We start from the raw sequence: 18379 nt of genomic DNA, 5'->3' as shown, positions 1-18379 counted from the left end.
GGGGCGATCGGTCGTAGCGTGCGGGGATGACGGTTGCCGCCTACGACGCGCACGCCGACTGGTACGAGGCGTTCGCCACCGACACGTCCAGCGACTACATGACCCGGGTCCGCGCCCGGCTCGGCGACCTGCTCGGCCCCGGCCCCGGCCGCTGCCTCGACCTGTGCTGCGGCACCGGCCTCCAAGCGGCGGAGCTGCGCCGGCTGGGCTGGGACCCGGTCGGGGTCGACCTGTCCGCCGGGCAGCTGCGGCACGCCCGGCCGCGCCTGCCGGTGGCCCGCGCCGACGCGGCGGCGCTGCCGGTGGCCGACGCCTCGGTGCCGGCGGTGGCGTGCGTGCTGGCCCACACCGACGTGCCCGACTACGCGGCGGTGGTCGCCGAGGCCGCGCGGGTGCTCGCGCCGGGCGGGCGGTTCGTCCACGTGGGGGTGCACCCGTGCTTCATCGGGGCGTTCGCCGACCGCTCCGACCCGCAGCGGATCGTGATCGACGGCGGCTACGCCGGGCGGGAGCGCAGCTTCCGCGCGTGGGCGCCGCACGGGGTGCGGGTGCGCGTCGGCGCGTGGCACGTGCCGCTGGCCGACCTGCTCAACGCGGTCACCGACGCCGGCCTGACCCTGGTCCGCACGGCCGAGGCCGGTCCCGGTCCGGTGCCCGACCTGTTCGCCTTCCTCGCCACCCGTCCCGCCTGACCGCTGCCGCGGGGCCGGAACGGGCGGAGCCCGGACCGCGCGGGGCGGTCCGGGCTCCGGGGGCGGCTGCGGTCGTACGTCAGCCGGCGTGCTTGCGGCGGGCGGCGGCCCGGCCCCGGGTGGTCTGGTCGAGCACCACCTTGCGGATCCGGATCGCGGCCGGGGTGACCTCGACGCACTCGTCCTCGCGGCAGAACTCGAGGGCCTGCTCCAGCGACAGCTTGCGCGGCGGGATCAGCTTCTCGGTCTCGTCGGAGGTCGACGCGCGCATGTTGGTGAGCTTCTTCTCCTTGGTGATGTTGACGTCCATGTCGTCGGAGCGGGAGTTCTCCCCGACGATCATGCCCTCGTACACCTCGGTGGTCGGCTCGACGAAGAGCTGGCCGCGCTCCTGAAGGTTGATCATCGCGAACGACGTCACGGCGCCGGCCCGGTCGGCGACCAGGGAGCCGTTGTTGCGGGTGCGCAGCTCGCCGAACCACGGCTCGTACGACTCGAAGACGTGGTGCAGGATGCCGGTGCCCCGGGTGTCGGTGAGGAACTCGGTGCGGAAGCCGATCAGGCCCCGGGCCGGGACCAGCCACTCCATCCGGATCCAGCCGGTGCCGTGGTTGACCAGCTGCTCCATCCGGCCCTTGCGGGTCGCCAGCAGCTGGGTGATCGCGCCCAGGTACTCCTCGGGGGCGTCGATGGTCAGCCGCTCGACGGGCTCGCAGGTCTTGCCGTCGATCTCCTTGGTGACGACCTGCGGCTTGCCGACGGTCAGCTCGAAGGACTCACGGCGCATCTGCTCGACCAGGATGGCCAGCGCCAGCTCGCCACGGCCCTGCACCTCCCACGCGTCGGGGCGCTCGGTGGGCAGCACCCGCAGCGACACGTTGCCGACCAGCTCCTTGTCGAGCCGGTCCTTGACCATCCGTGCGGTGACCTTGGCGCCCTTGACCCGGCCGACCAGCGGCGAGGTGTTGGTGCCGATGGTCATCGAGATAGCCGGCTCGTCGACGGTGATCAGCGGCAGCGGGCGCGGGTCCTCCGCGTCGGCCAGGGTCTCACCGATCATGATCTCGGGGATGCCGGCGACGGCGATGATGTCGCCGGGGCCCGCCGAGTCGGCCGGCTTGCGCTCCAGGCCCTCGGTCATCAGCAGCTCGGAGATGCGGACCCGCTGGGTGCTGCCGTCGGTGCGGCACCAGGCCACCGTCTGACCCTTGCTGATGGTGCCCTGCCGCACCCGGCACAGCGCCAGCCGGCCGAGGAACGGGGAGGCGTCGAGGTTGGTGACGTGCGCCTGCAGTGGCGCCTCCGGGTCGTACGCGGGCGGCGGGATGGTGTCCAGCAGGGTGCGGAACAACGGCTCCAGGCTGGTGCTGTCGTCGGGGACCGCGCCGTCGGCGGGCTGGGTCAGCGAGGCGATGCCGTCGCGGGCGCAGGCGTAGACGATCGGGAAGTCGATCTGCTCCTCGTCGGCGTCCAGGTCGAGGAAGAGCTCGTAGGTGTCGTCCACGACCTCCTTGATCCGGGCGTCGGGGCGGTCGACCTTGTTGATCACCAGGATGATCGGCATGCGCGCCTTGAGCGCCTTGCGGAGCACGAACCGGGTCTGCGGCAGGGGGCCCTCGCTGGCGTCCACCAGCAGCACCACCCCGTCGACCATGGTCAGGCCGCGCTCGACCTCGCCGCCGAAGTCGGCGTGGCCGGGGGTGTCGATGATGTTGATGGTCACCGGGTCGGAGCCGTCGGCCGGCAGGTAACGCACGCCGGTGTTCTTGGCCAGGATGGTGATGCCCTTTTCCCGTTCGAGGTCCATCGAGTCCATGACCCGTTCGGTTACCTCGCCGCGGGCGCCGTAGGCGCCGGCCTGCCGCAACATGGCGTCGACCAGGGTCGTCTTACCGTGGTCGACGTGGGCGATGATGGCGACGTTGCGGAGGTCGGTGCGAAGCTGCATACCCTCCATACTCCTGTCTGCGGTTGCCGGGGCACGCGTCGGGGTCTACCCGCGAATGACCCGGATCTCTGCCGAAACTGATGTTCCGACCGTTTCAGCGCCTGGCATGCTGACCCCCGTGGGAATGGGGGCCCGATGCACGACCTGCTGACCCTGCTGCAGGGCCTGCCGCCCCTGCTGATCTATGTGATCGCCGCGATTGTCGTCGCGGGGGAGACCGCCGTGATCTTCGGTCTGCTGGTGCCGGGCGAGGCGACCCTGTTGCTGGTCGGCTTCCTAGCGTACGCGGGGACGCTGCGGCTCGTACCGGCGCTGCTGGTGATGATCCTTGCAGCAGTGATCGGCGACACACTGGCGTACCGGGCGGGCCGGCGGCACGGGCCCCGGTTGCGTGCCGGCCGGCTGGGCGCGCGGGTGGGTCACGAGCGGTGGAGCCGGGCGGACGCGATGCTCGGCCGGCTGGGCGGGCGTGGGGTGCTCACCGCCCGCTGGGTGGCCTTCGCCCGCACCCTGGTGCCCCGGCTGGCCGGGGCGGCCGGGATGCCGTACCGGCGGTTCGCGCCGTGGAACCTGGCCGGGGTGGTGACCTGGGTGGGCGGCTCGGTGCTCGTGGGCAACCTGGCCGGCGAGTCGTACGAGACGGTCTCCCGGCTGCTCGGGCGGGCCACCGGCGCGGTACTGGTGCTGGTGGCCGCGCTGGTGGCGGTGGTGCTGGCGGGGCGGTGGCTGGGCCGCAACCCGGATCCGGCGCGGGCGCTGGCGTCGCGGGCGGCGGGGCTGCGGCCGGTGCGCTGGCTCAGCGGCCGGTACGGGGTGCTGTTCTTCCTGCTCGCCATGCACGTCGGGCCGGCCTGGACGCTGCTGATCAACCTGGTCGCGGGCCTGCTGCTGCTCTTTCTGGCCGGGCTCGCCATCGCCTGGGTGCTCGGGGCGGTGGTCCGGCACAGCGGCCTGGCGGTGCTCGACGGCGCGATCGCCGACTGGTTCGCCGACCGGCGTACGCCCGGGGCGGTCGACGTCACGCTCGCGGTGGTCTCGGCGCTGCGCGGCTCGACCCTGATCGTGCTGGTGGCCGTCGTCGCGGCGGTGCTGGCCTGGCGGCACCGGCCCTGGCGGGCGGACCTGCTCAGCGTGGTCGGCACGGTCGGGGCGTTCGTGCCGCTGGTGGTGCTGGCCGTGGTGGTCGACCTGGCCGGGCCGACGGCGGGCGGGCCGGACGGCCGGAACGCCGCCCTGTTCCCGACGCAGAACGCCGTGGTGGCGGCCAGCCTCTGCACCCTGGCCTGGCTGCTGTCCCGACGGGCGCGCTGGCCGGTGGCGGTGGCCGCCTGGACGGCCGCGGCGGCCGGGGTGGTCGGCATCGTCGGCGCCCGCCTATACCTGGGGCTGAGCACCGCCAGCGGCAGCGCCACGGCGGTGCTGCTGGGGGTGGCCTGGACGGCGTTGTTCGTGGTCGCCTGGGCCACCCGCGACAGGGCGGTGGGCGACGACGCGGCGGAACCGGCGCCGGTGGCGCTGCGCGCGGACGCCTGAGGCAGGACAGCATCGTGCTCGATGTGAAGCTCGTCGATCCCGAGAACGTGGCCGGTGTCGGCCCGGATGCCAGTGGCGAAACGTCTGAACGGGCTCTGGTGCAGGATGCGTGATTGATCAGCGCTGGCTGGCGTTCGTCCCCCGGCCGTCGGGGGCGTCGGTGGGGTCAAACGGCGTAGTGTTCGACCAGGCCGGCCAGGATGGTGCGGGTCCGGTGCAGAGAGCTGATCTGGTCCTCGACCCGGCTGAGCTCCGAGCGCAACCGTTCGGCCAGCCAGGGCGTGCGGACCGCCTCCTCGGTGATGCACGGCAACACGTCGCGGATGGTGCTGCTGGACAGGCCGGCGGCGAGCAGGGACTGGATGAGCGTGACGCGCTCGACCGCCGACTCGGGATAGTGCCGTTGCCCGCCGGCGCTGCGCTCACTGGCGAGTAGCCTCTGTTCCTCGTAGTAGCGCAGCGATCGGGCGCTCGCGCCGGTCGCCGTGGCCAGGTCGCCGATGCGCATCGTTGTCTCCCTCGTCACAGGACTTGCCCTTGACGTCAATGTCAGGTTTTAGCGTACCGGCATGACCACGACGACGAGCCCACTGGGTTCCCTGCTCGAACCGACGACGCTTGCCGGCCTGCCGCTGAACAGCCGCTTCGTAATGGCGCCGATGACCCGGTTCCGATCGCCCGACGGTGTGCCGACACCCGAGGTCGCTGCCTACTACCGGCGCCGGGCCGACAACGGCATCGGTCTGGTCATCAGCGAGGGGGCGCTCGTCGGGCATTCCAGCGCCGGGCACGAGACGAGCGTGCCGCGGATGACCGCCGGAGCGGCGGAGGAAGGCTGGCGGCGGGTGACCGACGAGGTGCACGCCGTCGGCGGCCGGATCGCCGCGCAGCTGTGGCATCTCGGCAGCGCACGCGAACCGGTGGACGGGATCGCGGCGTGGACCCCGTCGGGCGTGCCCGGCGACAGCCACGCTATGACCCTCGCCGACGTCGACGTGCTGCTCGCCGCGTATGCCGACGCCGCCGGTGTGGCGGTACGGGCCGGTTTCGACGCCGTGGAGATTCACGCCGCGCACGGCTACCTGCTCGACGAGTTCCTCTGGCCGTACACCAATCGCCGCACCGACCGTTTCGGCGGGTCGCCCGCCGGGCGTTCCGCGTTCCCGGCGGAGGTGATCCGGGCGGTCCGCACGGTGGTCCCCGCCGAGATGCCGGTCATCGTGCGGTTCTCCCACTTCAAGGAGCGGGACTACGCCGCCCGGATCGCAGAGTCACCCGCCGAGCTGGCGGTGATCCTCAACGCCTTCGCCGCGGCCGGCGCCGACGTGCTGCACGCTTCCCAGCGCAACTTCGCCGACCCGGCGTTCCCCGGCTCGCCGCGCAATCTGGCCGGCTGGGCCAAGCACCTCACCGGCCTGCCCTCCATCACCGTCGGCTCGATCGGCCTGACCCGTGACTTCCTCGGCTCCCGCGCTCTACGCGACCTGCTCCACCGGCTCGACGCCGGCGAATTCGACCTCGTCGCTCTCGGACGCATCCTGCTCGGCAACCCGGCGTGGGTGACCCTCGCCGCAGCCGGCCGACTTGACGAGATCCACAACTACCGCAAGGCCGACGAGGACACCTACTTCTAGTACTCCAGCCGGAGCCTGCCTGACCTGGAGTTTCGGCAGCTCATGGGCGCGGTGGACGTTCGAGTGACGGCAGACGGGGACCGTGGCGTCGCCGCCACGGCCCCCGTCGCCTCCGAGGGCCGATCAGTCCCGGGAGGTGACCGGTTCGCGTCCGGCTTCGTCTTCTTCCCCGGCGGGCTCGCGCCTGACCCGTCCCGGCCACCAGAAGCGGTCGCCGAGCGTGAACGCCAGCGCCGGCACCAGGACCGTCCGCACGAGCAGGGTGTCCAGCAGGACGCCGATGCAGACGATGATCCCGATCTGGGTCAGCAGGATCAGCGGCAGGACGCCGAGGACCGCGAAGACCGCGGCGAGCAGGACGCCGGCGCTGGTGATGACGCCGCCGGTGACCCGCAGGGCCGAGAGCATGCCGGCGCGGGTGCCGCTGCGCCGCGCGTCCTCGCGGGCCCGGGTGACGAGGAAGATGTTGTAGTCCACACCGAGCGCCACCAGGAACACGAAGGCCAGCAGCAGGACGCCGCTGTCGAGCGCCGGCATGTCCAGCACGTGGTCGAAGAGCAGCCACGACGCGCCGATGCTGGCGAAGAACGACGCGATCACGGTGAGCACCAGCAGCAGCGGGGCGACCAGGCCGCGCAGCAGCAGCACCAGCACCGCGCCGACGAGCAGTAGGATGATCGGCAGGATCAGCCGCAGGTCCCTGCCGTTGGCCTCGTTCTCGTCGTAGGTGGCGGCGACGGCGCCGCCGACCACCGCGCCGTCGAACGCGGGTGCGCCCTCGACGGCGGGCGGGGCGGAGCCGGGGACCGCCGCGACCGCGTCCCGCAGCGCCTCGACGGCCCGGTTCGCGGCCTCGGTGCCGGGCTCGGCCTCCAGCACGACGTCGACCTGGGCGACCTGGGCGCCCGCCTCGCCGGGACGCGCGGAGGCGACGCCGGGGATCCCGGCGGCGGTGTCCGTGACGGCCGGCACCGCCGAGGGGGTGGTGAGGACGGCGACCGGCTGGGTCGTGCCGGCGGGGAAGGACCGCGCGAGGGTCTCCGCCCCGGCGACCGCCTCCGGCTTGACCCGGAACTGCTCGGTCTCCGACAGGCCGGTGCGGATGCCGAGCCCGCCGAGGGCGAGCCCGGCCAGCAGCAGGGTCGCGAGCAACGCGACCGGCGCGGGACGGCGCTCGACCGCGGCGCCGAGCCGGCCCCAGAGCCGGCCCTCGCGGATCTCTCCGCCGACCCGGGGCACGAACGGCCAGAACAGGCCGCGCCCGAAGATCACCAGGACGGCCGGGAGGACGAACAGCGCCGAGAGCATGGCGAGGACGACGCCCGTGGCGCAGGCCACGGCGAGGGCGCGGTTGAGTTCCTGCTCCGACAGCAGCAGGGTGAGCACGCCGAGGACGACGGTGGAGCCGCTGGCGAGGATGGGCTCGGCGACCCGCCGCTGCGCGGCGCGCATCGCCACGAAGCGGTCCTCCTCGCGGCGCAGTTCCTCGCGGTAGCGGGCGATGAGCAGCAGCGCGTAGTTGGTGGCGGCGCCGAAGACGAGGACGCTGGCGATGCCGGTGACGGCGCCGCCGGGCAGGTTGATGCCGAAGGCCGGGACGACCGTGTCGAGGGCGCGCAGCGTGAGCTGTTCCGTCGCCGCGACGACGACGAGCGGCACTATCCACAGGAACGGGCTGCGGTAGGTGACGAGCAGCAGCAGCGCCACGACGCCGGCGGTGACGGCGAGCAGCGTGGTGTCGGCGCCGTCGAAGACCTTCGTCAGGTCGGTGGCGAACGCGGGCCCGCCGGTGACCTCCACGTTCAACCCGGCCGGCACGTCGTCCAGGGACGCGCGGAGCTGGTCGATCCGGCCTGCGGTCTCCTCCTGCCCGCCGGCGGTGGACAGCGGCACGACGACGAGCGCGACGGTGCCGTCGGGGGAGACCTGCGGCGGGCTGACGCGACCGCCGACGGCGAACCGGCCGAGGTCACCGGACTGGCCGGTCAGGGCCGCGCGGTCGGCCTCGGTGAGGGCCGCCCGGTCGGCGCGGCTGACGACGACGATCGCCGGCTGGACGTCGCGGGAGGGCAGCTGGTCCTGGAGGCGCTCCACCTGGGTCGACTGCCACTCCACCGACAGGCCGGTGGAGGAGACGGGCGCGGGGTTGTCGGGCTTGGGCAGCGCGAAGACGGCCGCCCCGAAGACGATCGCGGCGACCACGGTGAGCCACGCGGCGAGCCGTCCGCGCGCCACGCGGGTGAACACTGACATCGGATGCCCTTCACGGTCTCTCGGCGGATTTCCCTGACGGGTCAGACCTCGCGAACGACGCAAAGGACCGACGGTCGAGTATCTCGATAAACGAGATTATCGACTGCTGAGTTATGCTGCAACCGGAACGGAAGGGCGGGAGGCGGCGACCGACGTGGCAGGTCACGGCATGTACCGGCGGCGCGACACGCGCCGCGAGCGGCTGGTCGCCGAGATCGGGACCGAGCTGCGGCGCTACTCGGTCGACGCGCAGCACATCGGGCACGCCTTCGCCGGCCTGCACGGGCTCAACGCCACCGACCTGCAGGCGCTGATCGCGGTGATGGACGCCGAACTGGTCGGCCGGCCGATCACCCCCGGCCGCCTCGGCGAGCAGCTCAACCTGTCGTCCGGCTCGGTCACCGCCCTGATCGACCGGCTCGAACGCGCCGGGCACATCCGCCGCGACCGCGACACCGCCGACCGGCGCAAGGTCTTCCTGCACTACGCCGAGCGGGGCGCCGCGCTGGCCATGGAGTTCTTCCGGCCCCTGGGCCGGCGCACCGACGACGTGATGGCCGGCTTCAGCGACGACGAGCTGGAGGTGGTGCACCGGTTCATGACCGCGATGACCGCCTCGATGGGGGAGCACCGCGACGCGGTGCGCGCCGCCCGCGACGAGCCGGCCCGGCGCGCGAACGGCTGACGTCGTGCTCGACCGGCTGGCAGCCCGCCTCGCCACCGCCGCGCTGCGGTTGCCGCCCGCGCGCACCCGCCGGGTCACCCTCACCCGCAGCATCGGGGTGCGGGCCCGCGACGGCGTGTCGCTGCGCACCGACCACTACGCCCCGGCCCTGCCCGGCGCGCCGACGGTGCTGATCCGCACCCCGTACGGGCGGGGCGGACCCGTGCGGCTGCTCGGCCGGCTCGTCGCCGAACGCGGCTTCCACGTGGTGATCCAGTCCTGCCGCGGCACGTTCGGCTCCGGCGGCACCTTCGCCCCGCTGGTGCACGAGCGCGAGGACGGCCTCGACACCCTCGACTGGCTGCGCCGCCAGCCCTGGTGGTCCGGCGCGTTCGGCATGTTCGGCGCCAGCTACCAGGGCTTCGTGCAGTGGGCCCTGGCCGCCGACGCCGGGGATGAGTTGCGGGCGATGGTCGCGGTGGTGACCGCCTCGGGCACCCGCGACTCGACGTACGCCGGGGAGTCCTTCGCCCTGGACACCGTGCTCACCTGGGCCGAGCTGCTGCAGGCGCAGACCGTGCCGTGGCTGGCCCGGCAGTGGGAACTCAAGCGCGGCCAGCCCCGGCTGGTCGCGGCGCTGGCCCACCTGCCGCTGGTCGAGGCGGACCGGGTGGCCACCGGCGTGACCGTGCCGTTCTTCCAGGAGTGGCTGCGCCACCACACCCCGGACGCCGACTACTGGCGTACGCGCGTCTTCGGCGACCGGATCGCCGAGGTCCACGCGCCGGTGGCGATGGTGAGCGGCTGGCACGACATCTTCCTGCCGGCCCAACTGCGCGACTTCGCGGCGCTGCGCGCGACCGGCGCCCGTCCCCGGCTGACCGTCGGACCGTGGACCCACGGCAGCCCCGGGCTCCTCCTCGCCGCGCTGCGCGACGGGCTGGACCACCTCGACGCCCACCTCGCCGGGCGGCGCCCGCAGGCGTCGGTCGGTGCGGCCCCCGTGCGGGTGCACGTCGGCGGTGCCGGTGGCGGCTGGCGGGACCTGCCCGACTGGCCGCCCCCGGCGGTGCCGACCCCGTGGCACCTGCACCCGGCGGGCGGGCTGAGCACCGACGCGCCGGTCCCGTCGGCGCCGGACGGCTTCCACTACGACCCGGCCGACCCGACGCCCTCGCTCGGCGGGCCGCTGCTGGTCGCCCAGCGGGCCGGCCCGGTAAACAACCGCCCGGTCGAGGCCCGGCCCGACGTGCTCACCTTCACCAGCGCCCCGCTCGACGCGCCGGTGGAGGTGGCCGGTCCGGTACGCGCCGAGATCCACCTGCGCAGCGAGCTGTCCCACCTGGACGTCTTCGTGCGGCTGTGCGACGTGGACCGGCGCGGCCGGTCCTGGAACGTCTGCGACGGCCTGGTCCGGGTAACGCCCGACCGGTTCCCCGCCGACGCGGCCGGCGTGGTACGCGTGCCGGTGGAGCTCTGGCCCACGGCGCACCGGTTCGCGCCGGGGCACCGGCTGCGGGTACAGGTCTCCGGCGGTGCCCATCCCCGCTACGCGCGCAACCCCGGCACCGGTGAGCCCCTGGGCACGGCAGTGACCCTGCGTGCCGGATGGCGGGAGATCCTGCACGATCCACAGTGTCCGTCCGCTGTGGTCCTGCCGATCATGCCGCCGGCGCCACAGGTTTCCCCCAGCTGAAAAAACCTGCTCTGAGCTGGGCATTCATCAATCGATGGGGCTATGGTTGGGCCACTGCCCGACGCTGTGCACCACTTGGTCGGGCCTGACTGTGGGGCTCTCACACCGCCTACGCGGTGTCACTGTCGTGCCCGGCCCCGACCATCCGCAAGGGGGAATCCCATGACGCGGGCACCGCAAAACCTGTTGGCCGTCCGCCGCCTGCTGCTGGAGCACCTCAACCTCGACCCCGACACCGTCCGCGACCAGGACCTCGAACCCGCCGAGGTCGGCATCGTCGGCGATCCCGCCCACCGGGGCGGCTACCACTGCGGCTCCGACCGGGTCGTGACGCGGGACTACTCCGTCGTCGAGTCCTCCCGGGACTCGTCCGGCCTCACTCTCGACGCGTCCGCGCTCGACGTCGGTTCCTTCCGGGTCGGCGTCGGCGGGCGGACCCACGATCTGCGGAGCTTCTCGACCTGGTGTGTCCAGCAGTGCGCCGCGGACAGCGCGGACAGCCGCGACATCCGGGAGATCATCTACTCCCCGGACGGCAAGGTCGTCCGACGGTGGGACCGCCTGCGCAAACGAACGAGCGGGGACAACTCCCACCTGTGGCACACCCACTTCAGTTTCTTTCGCGACTCGACCAAGGCCAACCGTGACCAGACGCCGCTGTTCCGCCGCTACCTGACCGCCATCGGGCTTATCGCCCCACCCGAAGAGGAGCCCACCATGGAGCAGACCGACCAACTCGCGTACAAGACCGACGTCGCCACCCGTACCGTCGGTCAGGTCCTCGCCGACCTGTCGAACCTGCGCAACTGGCTGATCTCGCCCGTCGGAACGACGGGCCTGGTGAGCCCGCCGATGGAACAGTCGCCGCTGATGCTCATGCTGGCAATGGCGCGCGGCTACCCGGCGCTGGTCGCCCAGGTCAAGGCCCTCTCCGAGGGTGACTTCAGCGACGAGCAGGCGATCATCAGCGGTGTGCTCGCCGGTCTCTCGCCGGAACAGATCGCGGAGGCGATCCCGCCCACCATCGCCCAGCAGGTCACCGACGAGCTGGCCCGCCGCCTGGCGGCCTGACCGCGCCGCGTCCGCCGGGCCGGTGCGCGCGCCCGCGCCCGGCGGACCGACGCCAGCAGCGCGCGGCCCCCCACCGCGAGTTCGTCGAGGTCCACCCGGCGGGGCATGCCCATCCCGGGCCGCCGCCCGGCCGCGATCGGGATTAGGCAATGATGGTTGCGCAATAGATGTTGCGCAACTGCCGTTGCCGATGTCAGGCTGGCGGCATGACGAACCCCGACGTACGCCACGTGACCGACTCGCGGGTGCTCGCCGCGCTGTCCCACCCGCTGCGCCGCCGGTTGATGGACGTGCTCAAGGTGCACGGCCCGTCCACCGTCGGCCTGCTCGCCGAGCGGACCGGTCAGGCGCCGGCGAACGTCAGCCACCACCTCAAGGTGCTGGCCGGTGCCGAGCTGGTCGAGGAGGCACCCGAGTTGGCCCGCGACCGGCGGGAACGCTGGTGGCGCCTGGTCACCCGGGGCGTCCGCTGGTCCCAGTCGGACTTCGACGCCGACCCCGCCGCCCGGGCCGTCGCCGACGCCGCCACCTCGCTCAACCTGGACCGGCACGTCGCCCTCGCCCGCGCGTGGCACGCCACCGACGAGGCCAGCCAGGCCGCCTGGCCCGAGGGGCCGTTCTCCACGGACCGCTGGCTGCACCTGACCGACGCCGAACTCGCCCAACTGGCCGGCGAGCTGAACGAGGTGCTCACCCGCTGGGGCGACCGGGACGTGCCCGACGACGGGCAGAAACGCGAGCCGGTCTTCCTGTTCGCCTACGGGATCCCGGCCACGCCGTGACGCCGCCCGCCGGCGCCACCCCGCCGAGCCGTACCGCCGGCGGCACGGCCGCCCCGCCGGCGGGCGCCCGCCGTCGGGGCGCCGACCCGGCGGTACGGCCCGCCGGCCGGCCGGCGGCGCCCCGGGGAGGGCTGCTGCGGCACCGGGACTTCCGGCTGCTCTGGGCCGGGCAGACCGCCAGCGCCGTCGGCAGCAACGTCACCGCTGTGGCGCTGCCCCTGGTCGCCGTGACCGTGCTCGACGCCAGCACCTTCGGCGTCGCGGTGCTCACCGCCGCCGCCTGGCTGCCGTGGCTGCTCGTCGGCCTGCCGGCCGGCGCCTGGGTGGACCGGTTGCCGCGCCGGCCGGTGATGATCGTCTGTGACCTGGTCTCGGCGCTGCTGTTCCTCAGCGTCCCCGTCGCCGCCGTGCTCGGCGTGCTGACCCTGACGCAGTTGCTGGTGGTGGCGTTGGGCGCCGGCCTGGCCCGGGTCTTCTTCGAGACGGCCGACCAGGTCTACCTGCCCGTGCTGCTGCGTCCCGAGCAGGTGCCGGAGGGCAACGCCAAGCTCCAGGCCACCCAGACCGCGAGCTACGTGCTCGGCCCCGGTCTCGCCGGCGTGGTCGCACAGGCCGCCGGCGCCGTCACCGCGCTGGTACTCGACGCGCTGAGCTTCCTCTTCTCCGCCGCCTGCCTGCTGCGCATCCGCACCGTCGAGCGGCGTCCCGGGCGCGCCGGGCCCTCGCGGTCGCTGCGGCGGGAGATCGGCGAGGGGATCCGGTTCGTCGCCCGGGACCCGTACCTGCGGGTGCTCACCGCCTTCGGGGCGGCCAGCAACGTCGGCCTGGTCGGCTACCAGGCGGTCCTGGTGGTCTTCCTGGTCCGGGAGGCGCGACTCGCACCGGCCCCGGTGGGCCTGCTGGTCGCGGCGATGAGTCTCGGCGGCATCGTCGGCGCGCTGTCGGCGACCCTGCTCGGCCGTCGGCTCGGCACCGCCCGGGCCATGCTCCTGGCGGCGGCGTTCACCGGGCCGCCGGCGTTGCTGATCCCGCTCGCCGGGCCCGGCGGCCGACTCGCCCTGCCGGCGATCGGCGGAATGCTGGTCAGCCTCGGGGTGGCCGTGGGCAACGTGCTCAAGGGCAGCTTCCGGCAGACCTACACGCCGCACCACCTGCTGGGCCGCGTCACGGTGAGCATGCAGATGCTCAACTACGGCACGATCCCACTGGCCGCGGTGCTGGCCGGGGCGGTCGGCGCGGCACACGGGGCCGGCGCCGCGATCGCGGTGATGACGGGCTGGCTCGCGCTCACCCCAGCGATTCTGCTGATCGGGCCGCTACGGCGGCGACGGGACCTGCCCGCCGCGCCGAAGCGGCCCTGAAAACGCGCTGCGGCGGCGGCCGTCAGTTGGCCGCCGCCACCGGCACGGGATCTACAGCGGACGGACGTTGTCCGCCTGCGGACCCTTCTGACCCTGGGTCACCTCGAACTCGACCTTCTGGCCCTCGTTCAGCTCCCGGTAACCGCTCGACGCGATGGCCGAGTAGTGGACGAACACGTCCGGCCCTCCGCCATCCTGCTCGATGAAGCCGAAGCCCTTTTCCGAGTTGAACCACTTAACCGTGCCGGTTGCCATGCATCTCTCCCTGTTCCAAAGCGGGTGAACCTCGGTCGTCGACCGAATGATCGCCCGGTGCCACCCCGAGAGTAACCGCCCGAACCCGGATCCGCTGGCCGAACTCTCGGCGCGGCGACGCGAAAGCCGGGCGGTGCGAGGTCGGCTGGGGCATGCTTGCCCCGATGAGGGGTGCCACAGCCGACGCGCTGACCGAGATCGAGCGGGAGATCGACGCCCCCGGCGGCGGGCTGGACCGGCTCCGGCTGGTGCGGATCCCGTTCGTCCCCGAGGTCCGGCTGCACCTGGCCGAGGACGCCATCGTGTGGTGGGCTCGGATGGAGGCGCAGGCCGGGCACGCCCTGCCCGCGCCGTACTGGGCCTCGGTCTGGGCCGGTGGACAGGCCCTCGCGCGCCACCTGCTCGACCACCCCGACCTCGCGGTCGGCCGCCGGGTGCTCGACCTCGCCGCCGGGTCCGGTCTGGTGGCGATCGCCGCCGCGCTCGCCGGCGCCGAGCGGGTGGTCGCCAACGACATCGACCCCTACGCGGTCGCGGCGGTCACCGTCAACGCCCGGGCCAACAATGTGACGGTCGCGACCACCGGCGGCGATCTGCTCGACTCCGACCTCGACGGGGTGGACCTGCTGGTGGCCGGGGACGTGCTCTACGACGCGACGATGGCGGCACGGGTGCTGCCCTTCCTGCGACGGGCCGCCGCCGCGGGCGCCGACGTGCTGGTGGGCGATCCCGGGCGGGGTCACCTGCCGCCGGGCGTGCTGGCGACGGTGGCGAGCTACCCCGTGCCGACCACCGAGCCCTCCGTCGACTCGACCGTGCGCCGGGTGCAGGTGCTGCGGCCCCGGTGACCCACGGGCTCTCAGGGTCGACCCCGAGCCCGATACCAGGGGGCGGTGGGGGATCGGACCCGATGTCCCGGGTGGCCGGGCGGGCATAGCGTACGGGCATGGCGGATTGGCTGACCCAGCTCGGAGAGCTCCCCACCACCCTGCTCATGGGGGTGCTCGGGGTGGTGATGCTCTTCGACGCCGTACCGCTGCTCGGGGTGCTGGTCCCCGGCGACGTGGCGATCCTGGCCGCGACGGGGGTCGGCGGCCCGACCACCGGGGCCGCCACCTTCGCCGTCGTGGTGGCCGGCTGCCTCGCCGGCTGGTCGTTGAGCTTCCTCGCCGGCCGCCGGTACGGCGAACGCCTGCGGCGCAGCCGCCTCGGCGACTGGATCGGCGAGGCGCGCTGGGCGGCGGCGGAGGGGATCCTCCAGCGGGGCGGCGGCCGGATGGTGCTGGTCGCGCCCTTCCTGCCGGTGTTCAACGCGCTGCTGCCGCTGGCGGCGGGCGGGCTGCGGATGTCGTACCCGCGCTTCCTCGGCTGCGCGACGCTCGGCGCGGCGGCCTGGGCCGGTCTCTATTTGGTGCTGGGCACCGCCTCGCGGTCGCTCGCCGGGCTGCTGCCGGGGGAGTCCAGCCCGATGCTGGTCACCATGTCGGTCGGCCTGGTGCTGGCGGGCACGGTGGCGATGGGCACGCGGCGCCGCCTGCGGGCGGTCACGGGGGCCTGACCCGCGTCGGACCGGGGGGACGGGGGACCGGGGGAGTCGACGGGGAGCGGGGGACCGACGGGGGAGCGGGGCCGGGCGCGGATCGCGCCCGGCCCCGCTGCGGTTCACCAGCCGCGGGCGCGCCACTGGGGCAGCGCGGGACGTTCCGCGCCGAGCGTGCTGTCCTTGCCGTGACCCGGGTAGAACCAGGTCTCGTCGGGCAGCCGGTCGAAGAGCTTGTGCTCGACGTCGTCGATGAGCGCGGAGAACCGCTCCGGATCCTTGTCGGTGTTGCCGACCCCGCCCGGGAAGAGGCTGTCGCCGGTGAACAGGTGCGGCGACCCCGCCGGGTCGCGGTAGAGCAGCGCGATCGAGCCGGGGGTGTGGCCCTTGACGTGGATCACCTCCAGCGCGCACTCGCCCACCGGCACGCTGTCGCCGTCGGCGAGCGTCCCGGCCTCGATCGGCAGCCCGGCCGCGTCGTCGGCGTGCACCAGCGGGCGGGCGCCGGTCTTGGCGACCACCTCCTCCAGCGCCACCCAGTGGTCCATGTGCTGGTGGGTGGTGACCACCGTGGCCAGCCCCGCGTCGCCCACAAGCTCGAGCAGCCGGGGCGCCTCGTTGGCGGCGTCGATCAGCACCTGCTCGCCCGTGGCCCGGCAGCGCAGCAGGTAGGCGTTGTTGTCCATCGGGCCCACCGACACCTTCGTGATGGTGAGCCCGTCGAGCTCGCGTACGGCCGGCGCGCCGCCGGGCGTGACGTCTCCGCTGTAGGTCATGAGGTCGTCTATATCCATTCCGGTGGTTGCGGCAGGGGGCCGTCGGGGGTGACGGTCAGCACGGTGCCCGGGCTGCGGCCGATCAGCCAGGCGGCGAGTTCGGGGGCGGCGCCGGTGACAGTGGGAGCGGCGCTCCGGTCGCCGACGAGCAGTTCGTGCCGGCTGCCGTCGAAGCGCAGCACCATCGGCGGCACGTCGGCGCGGCCGGCGAGGTCGCCGACCACCTCGTGCAGCAGCCGGTGGCCGAACGCCTCGGGCCAGTCGGCCGGCCGGTAGCCGGCGTCGAGGTCCACGTGGTGCACCTCGATCTCGCGCAGCCGGCCCCAGACCAGCATGGCCGCCGGCCAGGGGCCGCGCCGCGTCTGGACGGTGGCCGCCCACGCCTCGACCGGCATCGCGGCGACCGCCTCGGCGAACCGGTCGGCCGAGCGGCGCAGGTCGTCGAGGTGGGCGGCGGGCGGGCGGGCGGCGCCGGCGTCGATGTCGGCGTCCCGGGCCGCCGCGGAGGCGTACATCGGGATCGGCTCGCCGGTGCGGGCCGCGGTGAGCAGGTTGACGAAGCCGTCGGCGTTGCGGGCCAGATGAGCCAGGACGTGCCCCCGGCTCCAGGCGGGCAGCAGCGAGGCGGCGGCGAGGCCCGTGTCGTCGAGGGTGGCCGCGGTCCGCAGCAGACGGTCCGTGGCCGCGTCCACCTCGCCCGTCAGCAGAAGCGGATCCATGGTCACCCACCGACCCTATCCGCCGGGGGATTCCGCGTCGCCGGGGAAATCGCTTTCGGCGCGTCGCGGCGCGTCCTACCGTCGGCGTGGAACGCGGCACCGGACGGCGGGGGAGGTGGTGACCATGCCGGTAGCAGCACGCGTGCGTCAACCACTGCGACACCGATGAGGATGCCATGACCATCGATCTGACCGCCCTCGGCTGGGATGCCGGGCGGGCGGCACACGTACCGCGACGCGGCGGGCACCGACCGGGCCGGGTGGCCCGGGTGGACCGCGGCGTCTGCACCGTGCTCTGCGCGGACGGCCCGGTCCGCGCCACCCTGGGCGGGGCGGTCCTGGCCGCCGCCGCCCGCGACCTGACCCGCCTGCCCTGCGCGGGGGACTGGGTGCTGCTGGGCACCTGGCCCGACCGCAACGTCACCGTGGAGGCGGTGCTGCCGAGGCGTACCGCCCTCGTGCGGCGGACCGCCGGCAAGGACGCCAGCGGCCAGGTGCTGGCCGCCAACCTCGACGCCGCCGCCGTGGTGGAGCCGGTGCACCCCGAGCCGGACGTCGGCCGGATCGAACGGCTGCTCTCCCTGGCGCACGAGTCCGGCGCCCGGCCGCTGGTCGTGCTCACCAAGGCCGACCTGGCGGCCGACCCGCAGGCCGTCGCGCGCCAGCTCGCCGGGATCGCCCCGGGGGTGCCGGTGCTGGCCGTCAGCGCCGAGCACGGCACCGGGCTGGACCCGCTGCGCGCCGAGGTGGCGCCCGGCCGCACGCTCGGCCTGCTCGGCCCGTCCGGTGCGGGCAAGTCGAGCCTGGTCAACGCGCTGGCCGGGGCGGCGCTGATGCCGACGCAGGCGATCCGGCGCGTCGACGGCAAGGGCCGGCACACCACCACCTGGCGGGCGCTGCTCCCGGTGCCCGGCGGCGGCGCCGTGCTGGACACCCCGGGGGTACGCGCGGTCGGCCTGCTCGACGGCTCGGCGGGGCTGGACCGGGCGTTCGCGGACATCGCCGAGCTGGCCACCGGCTGCCGGTACGGCGACTGCGGGCACGACGGGGAGCCCGCTTGCGCGGTGCGCGAGGCGCTGGAGACCGGCGAGCTGCCGGCGCGGCGCTGGGAGAGCTGGCGGCGGTTGCAGCGGGAGGTGGCGTACGAGAGCCGGCGGCGGGAGACGCGGCTCGCCGCGGAGCGGCGCGGCGGCTGGCGCTCCGGGCGGCGGCGGGCTGCCCGCCCCTGACGGGCGTACGCGCGGGCGGGGCCGGTCGACGACCGGCCCCGCCCGTCTCTTCGAAGACGGCGGACCGCTTCCTCGGTCGCGGCGGACCGTTCCCTCGGGGCGCGGCGGGCCGGTTCCTCGGTCGCGGCGGACCGGGCTGAGCTGGGGGAACGTGCCGGCGAGGGAAGTTGTCGTACCTCGGGGCTAGAGTTGCCGAGGCGCCTTTCTGCGCGCCCACAACCACTCA

17 protein-coding genes are annotated in these 18379 nt (G+C 74.0%); 11 read left to right on the top strand and 6 right to left on the bottom strand.

The features are described 5' to 3' along the window. Positions 1 to 26 precede the first annotated feature (26 nt). Positions 27 to 692: a class I SAM-dependent methyltransferase gene (locus ACFHW0_RS00410; RefSeq protein WP_416604673.1), complete on the top strand. Its 666-nt coding sequence runs from the start codon at positions 27 to 29 to the stop codon at positions 690 to 692. Between the two features lie 79 nt (positions 693 to 771). On the opposite strand, the gene typA is transcribed toward ACFHW0_RS00410, so the two are convergent. Then, positions 772 to 2640 carry a translational GTPase TypA gene (gene typA, locus ACFHW0_RS00405; protein ID WP_416604672.1) on the bottom strand — a complete coding sequence of 623 codons (1869 nt, stop codon included), beginning with the start codon at positions 2638 to 2640 and terminating at the stop codon, positions 772 to 774. A gap of 135 nt (positions 2641 to 2775) precedes the next feature. Between typA and ACFHW0_RS00400 the strand changes: the two genes are divergently transcribed. Beyond that, a complete protein-coding gene (locus tag ACFHW0_RS00400; protein ID WP_416604671.1) occupies positions 2776 to 4173 on the top strand; it encodes a DedA family protein in 1398 nt (465 codons plus the stop codon). A gap of 166 nt (positions 4174 to 4339) precedes the next feature. Here ACFHW0_RS00400 and ACFHW0_RS00395 read toward each other — a convergent pair whose 3' ends face one another. Continuing rightward, positions 4340 to 4681, bottom strand: a complete 342-nt coding sequence (locus tag ACFHW0_RS00395) for a MerR family transcriptional regulator (protein WP_416604669.1) — start codon at positions 4679 to 4681, stop codon at positions 4340 to 4342. A gap of 61 nt (positions 4682 to 4742) precedes the next feature. Here ACFHW0_RS00395 and ACFHW0_RS00390 point away from each other — a divergent pair, with 61 nt between their 5' ends. Beyond that, complete coding sequence (locus tag ACFHW0_RS00390; protein WP_416604668.1) at positions 4743 to 5807, top strand: 12-oxophytodienoate reductase; 1065 nt, start codon at positions 4743 to 4745, stop codon at positions 5805 to 5807. Positions 5808 to 5930: 123 nt separating this feature from the next. Here the strand turns inward: ACFHW0_RS00390 and ACFHW0_RS00385 are convergent, their stop codons facing one another. Further along, on the bottom strand, positions 5931 to 8060 hold the full coding sequence (locus ACFHW0_RS00385) for an MMPL family transporter (protein WP_416604666.1): 2130 nt from the start codon (positions 8058 to 8060) through the stop codon (positions 5931 to 5933). A gap of 169 nt (positions 8061 to 8229) precedes the next feature. Between ACFHW0_RS00385 and ACFHW0_RS00380 the strand changes: the two genes are divergently transcribed. From ACFHW0_RS00380 to ACFHW0_RS00360, 5 genes are all read left to right on the top strand, one after another. Further along, positions 8230 to 8745 (top strand): MarR family winged helix-turn-helix transcriptional regulator, encoded by a 516-nt coding sequence (locus ACFHW0_RS00380; RefSeq protein ID WP_121400657.1) that lies wholly within the window; start codon positions 8230 to 8232, stop codon positions 8743 to 8745. A gap of 4 nt (positions 8746 to 8749) precedes the next feature. Then, on the top strand, positions 8750 to 10420 hold the full coding sequence (locus ACFHW0_RS00375; protein ID WP_416604664.1) for a CocE/NonD family hydrolase: 1671 nt from the start codon (positions 8750 to 8752) through the stop codon (positions 10418 to 10420). Positions 10421 to 10582: 162 nt separating this feature from the next. Continuing rightward, complete coding sequence (locus tag ACFHW0_RS00370; RefSeq protein ID WP_416604663.1) at positions 10583 to 11491, top strand: hypothetical protein; 909 nt, start codon at positions 10583 to 10585, stop codon at positions 11489 to 11491. Positions 11492 to 11697: 206 nt separating this feature from the next. After that, positions 11698 to 12273: an ArsR/SmtB family transcription factor gene (locus tag ACFHW0_RS00365; RefSeq protein ID WP_416604662.1), complete on the top strand. Its 576-nt coding sequence runs from the start codon at positions 11698 to 11700 to the stop codon at positions 12271 to 12273. After that, positions 12270 to 13634 carry an MFS transporter gene (locus ACFHW0_RS00360; protein ID WP_416604661.1) on the top strand — a complete coding sequence of 455 codons (1365 nt, stop codon included), beginning with the start codon at positions 12270 to 12272 and terminating at the stop codon, positions 13632 to 13634. Before ACFHW0_RS00365 ends, ACFHW0_RS00360 begins: the two co-directional genes overlap by 4 nt. Positions 13635 to 13685: 51 nt before the next feature. Here the strand turns inward: ACFHW0_RS00360 and ACFHW0_RS00355 are convergent, their stop codons facing one another. Next, positions 13686 to 13889 (bottom strand): cold-shock protein, encoded by a 204-nt coding sequence (locus ACFHW0_RS00355; protein WP_088961229.1) that lies wholly within the window; start codon positions 13887 to 13889, stop codon positions 13686 to 13688. 164 nt (positions 13890 to 14053) lie between these two features. Between ACFHW0_RS00355 and ACFHW0_RS00350 the strand changes: the two genes are divergently transcribed. Then, the gene (locus tag ACFHW0_RS00350) at positions 14054 to 14737 is read left to right on the top strand and encodes a class I SAM-dependent methyltransferase (RefSeq protein ID WP_416604659.1); all 684 of its coding nucleotides are present in this window, start codon (positions 14054 to 14056) and stop codon (positions 14735 to 14737) included. A 98-nt stretch (positions 14738 to 14835) separates the two neighbouring features. Next, positions 14836 to 15447: a DedA family protein gene (locus ACFHW0_RS00345; RefSeq protein WP_416604657.1), complete on the top strand. Its 612-nt coding sequence runs from the start codon at positions 14836 to 14838 to the stop codon at positions 15445 to 15447. Between the two features lie 104 nt (positions 15448 to 15551). Here ACFHW0_RS00345 and ACFHW0_RS00340 read toward each other — a convergent pair whose 3' ends face one another. Together ACFHW0_RS00340 and ACFHW0_RS00335 are read right to left on the bottom strand one after the other, a co-directional pair. Then, complete coding sequence (locus tag ACFHW0_RS00340; protein ID WP_416604656.1) at positions 15552 to 16205, bottom strand: MBL fold metallo-hydrolase; 654 nt, start codon at positions 16203 to 16205, stop codon at positions 15552 to 15554. 8 nt (positions 16206 to 16213) lie between these two features. After that, positions 16214 to 16930: a maleylpyruvate isomerase family mycothiol-dependent enzyme gene (locus tag ACFHW0_RS00335; RefSeq protein ID WP_416604655.1), complete on the bottom strand. Its 717-nt coding sequence runs from the start codon at positions 16928 to 16930 to the stop codon at positions 16214 to 16216. Positions 16931 to 17100: 170 nt separating this feature from the next. On the opposite strand from ACFHW0_RS00335, the gene rsgA reads away from it, so the two are divergent. Then, positions 17101 to 18153 (top strand): ribosome small subunit-dependent GTPase A, encoded by a 1053-nt coding sequence (gene rsgA, locus ACFHW0_RS00330; protein ID WP_416604653.1) that lies wholly within the window; start codon positions 17101 to 17103, stop codon positions 18151 to 18153. Positions 18154 to 18379 lie beyond the last annotated feature (226 nt).

The sequence above is a fragment of the Micromonospora sp. LOL_025 genome, assembly GCF_048060285.1.
Classification (GTDB): Bacteria; Actinomycetota; Actinomycetes; order Mycobacteriales; family Micromonosporaceae; genus Micromonospora.
The sequence above is the reverse complement of the archived record's forward strand: the minus strand, read 5'-3'. Positions and strand labels throughout refer to the sequence as shown.

Coding starts and splice junctions, on each gene's coding strand:
- ACFHW0_RS00410 (WP_416604673.1), top strand. CDS start 27: ATGACGGTTGCCGCCTACGACGCGCACGCCGACTGGTACGAGGCGTTC.
- typA (WP_416604672.1), bottom strand. CDS start 2,640: ATGCAGCTTCGCACCGACCTCCGCAACGTCGCCATCATCGCCCACGTC.
- ACFHW0_RS00400 (WP_416604671.1), top strand. CDS start 2,776: ATGCACGACCTGCTGACCCTGCTGCAGGGCCTGCCGCCCCTGCTGATC.
- ACFHW0_RS00395 (WP_416604669.1), bottom strand. CDS start 4,681: ATGCGCATCGGCGACCTGGCCACGGCGACCGGCGCGAGCGCCCGATCG.
- ACFHW0_RS00390 (WP_416604668.1), top strand. CDS start 4,743: ATGACCACGACGACGAGCCCACTGGGTTCCCTGCTCGAACCGACGACG.
- ACFHW0_RS00385 (WP_416604666.1), bottom strand. CDS start 8,060: ATGTCAGTGTTCACCCGCGTGGCGCGCGGACGGCTCGCCGCGTGGCTC.
- ACFHW0_RS00380 (WP_121400657.1), top strand. CDS start 8,230: ATGTACCGGCGGCGCGACACGCGCCGCGAGCGGCTGGTCGCCGAGATC.
- ACFHW0_RS00370 (WP_416604663.1), top strand. CDS start 10,583: ATGACGCGGGCACCGCAAAACCTGTTGGCCGTCCGCCGCCTGCTGCTG.
- ACFHW0_RS00365 (WP_416604662.1), top strand. CDS start 11,698: ATGACGAACCCCGACGTACGCCACGTGACCGACTCGCGGGTGCTCGCC.
- ACFHW0_RS00355 (WP_088961229.1), bottom strand. CDS start 13,889: ATGGCAACCGGCACGGTTAAGTGGTTCAACTCGGAAAAGGGCTTCGGC.
- ACFHW0_RS00350 (WP_416604659.1), top strand. CDS start 14,054: ATGAGGGGTGCCACAGCCGACGCGCTGACCGAGATCGAGCGGGAGATC.
- ACFHW0_RS00345 (WP_416604657.1), top strand. CDS start 14,836: ATGGCGGATTGGCTGACCCAGCTCGGAGAGCTCCCCACCACCCTGCTC.
- ACFHW0_RS00340 (WP_416604656.1), bottom strand. CDS start 16,205: ATGACCTACAGCGGAGACGTCACGCCCGGCGGCGCGCCGGCCGTACGC.
- rsgA (WP_416604653.1), top strand. CDS start 17,101: ATGACCATCGATCTGACCGCCCTCGGCTGGGATGCCGGGCGGGCGGCA.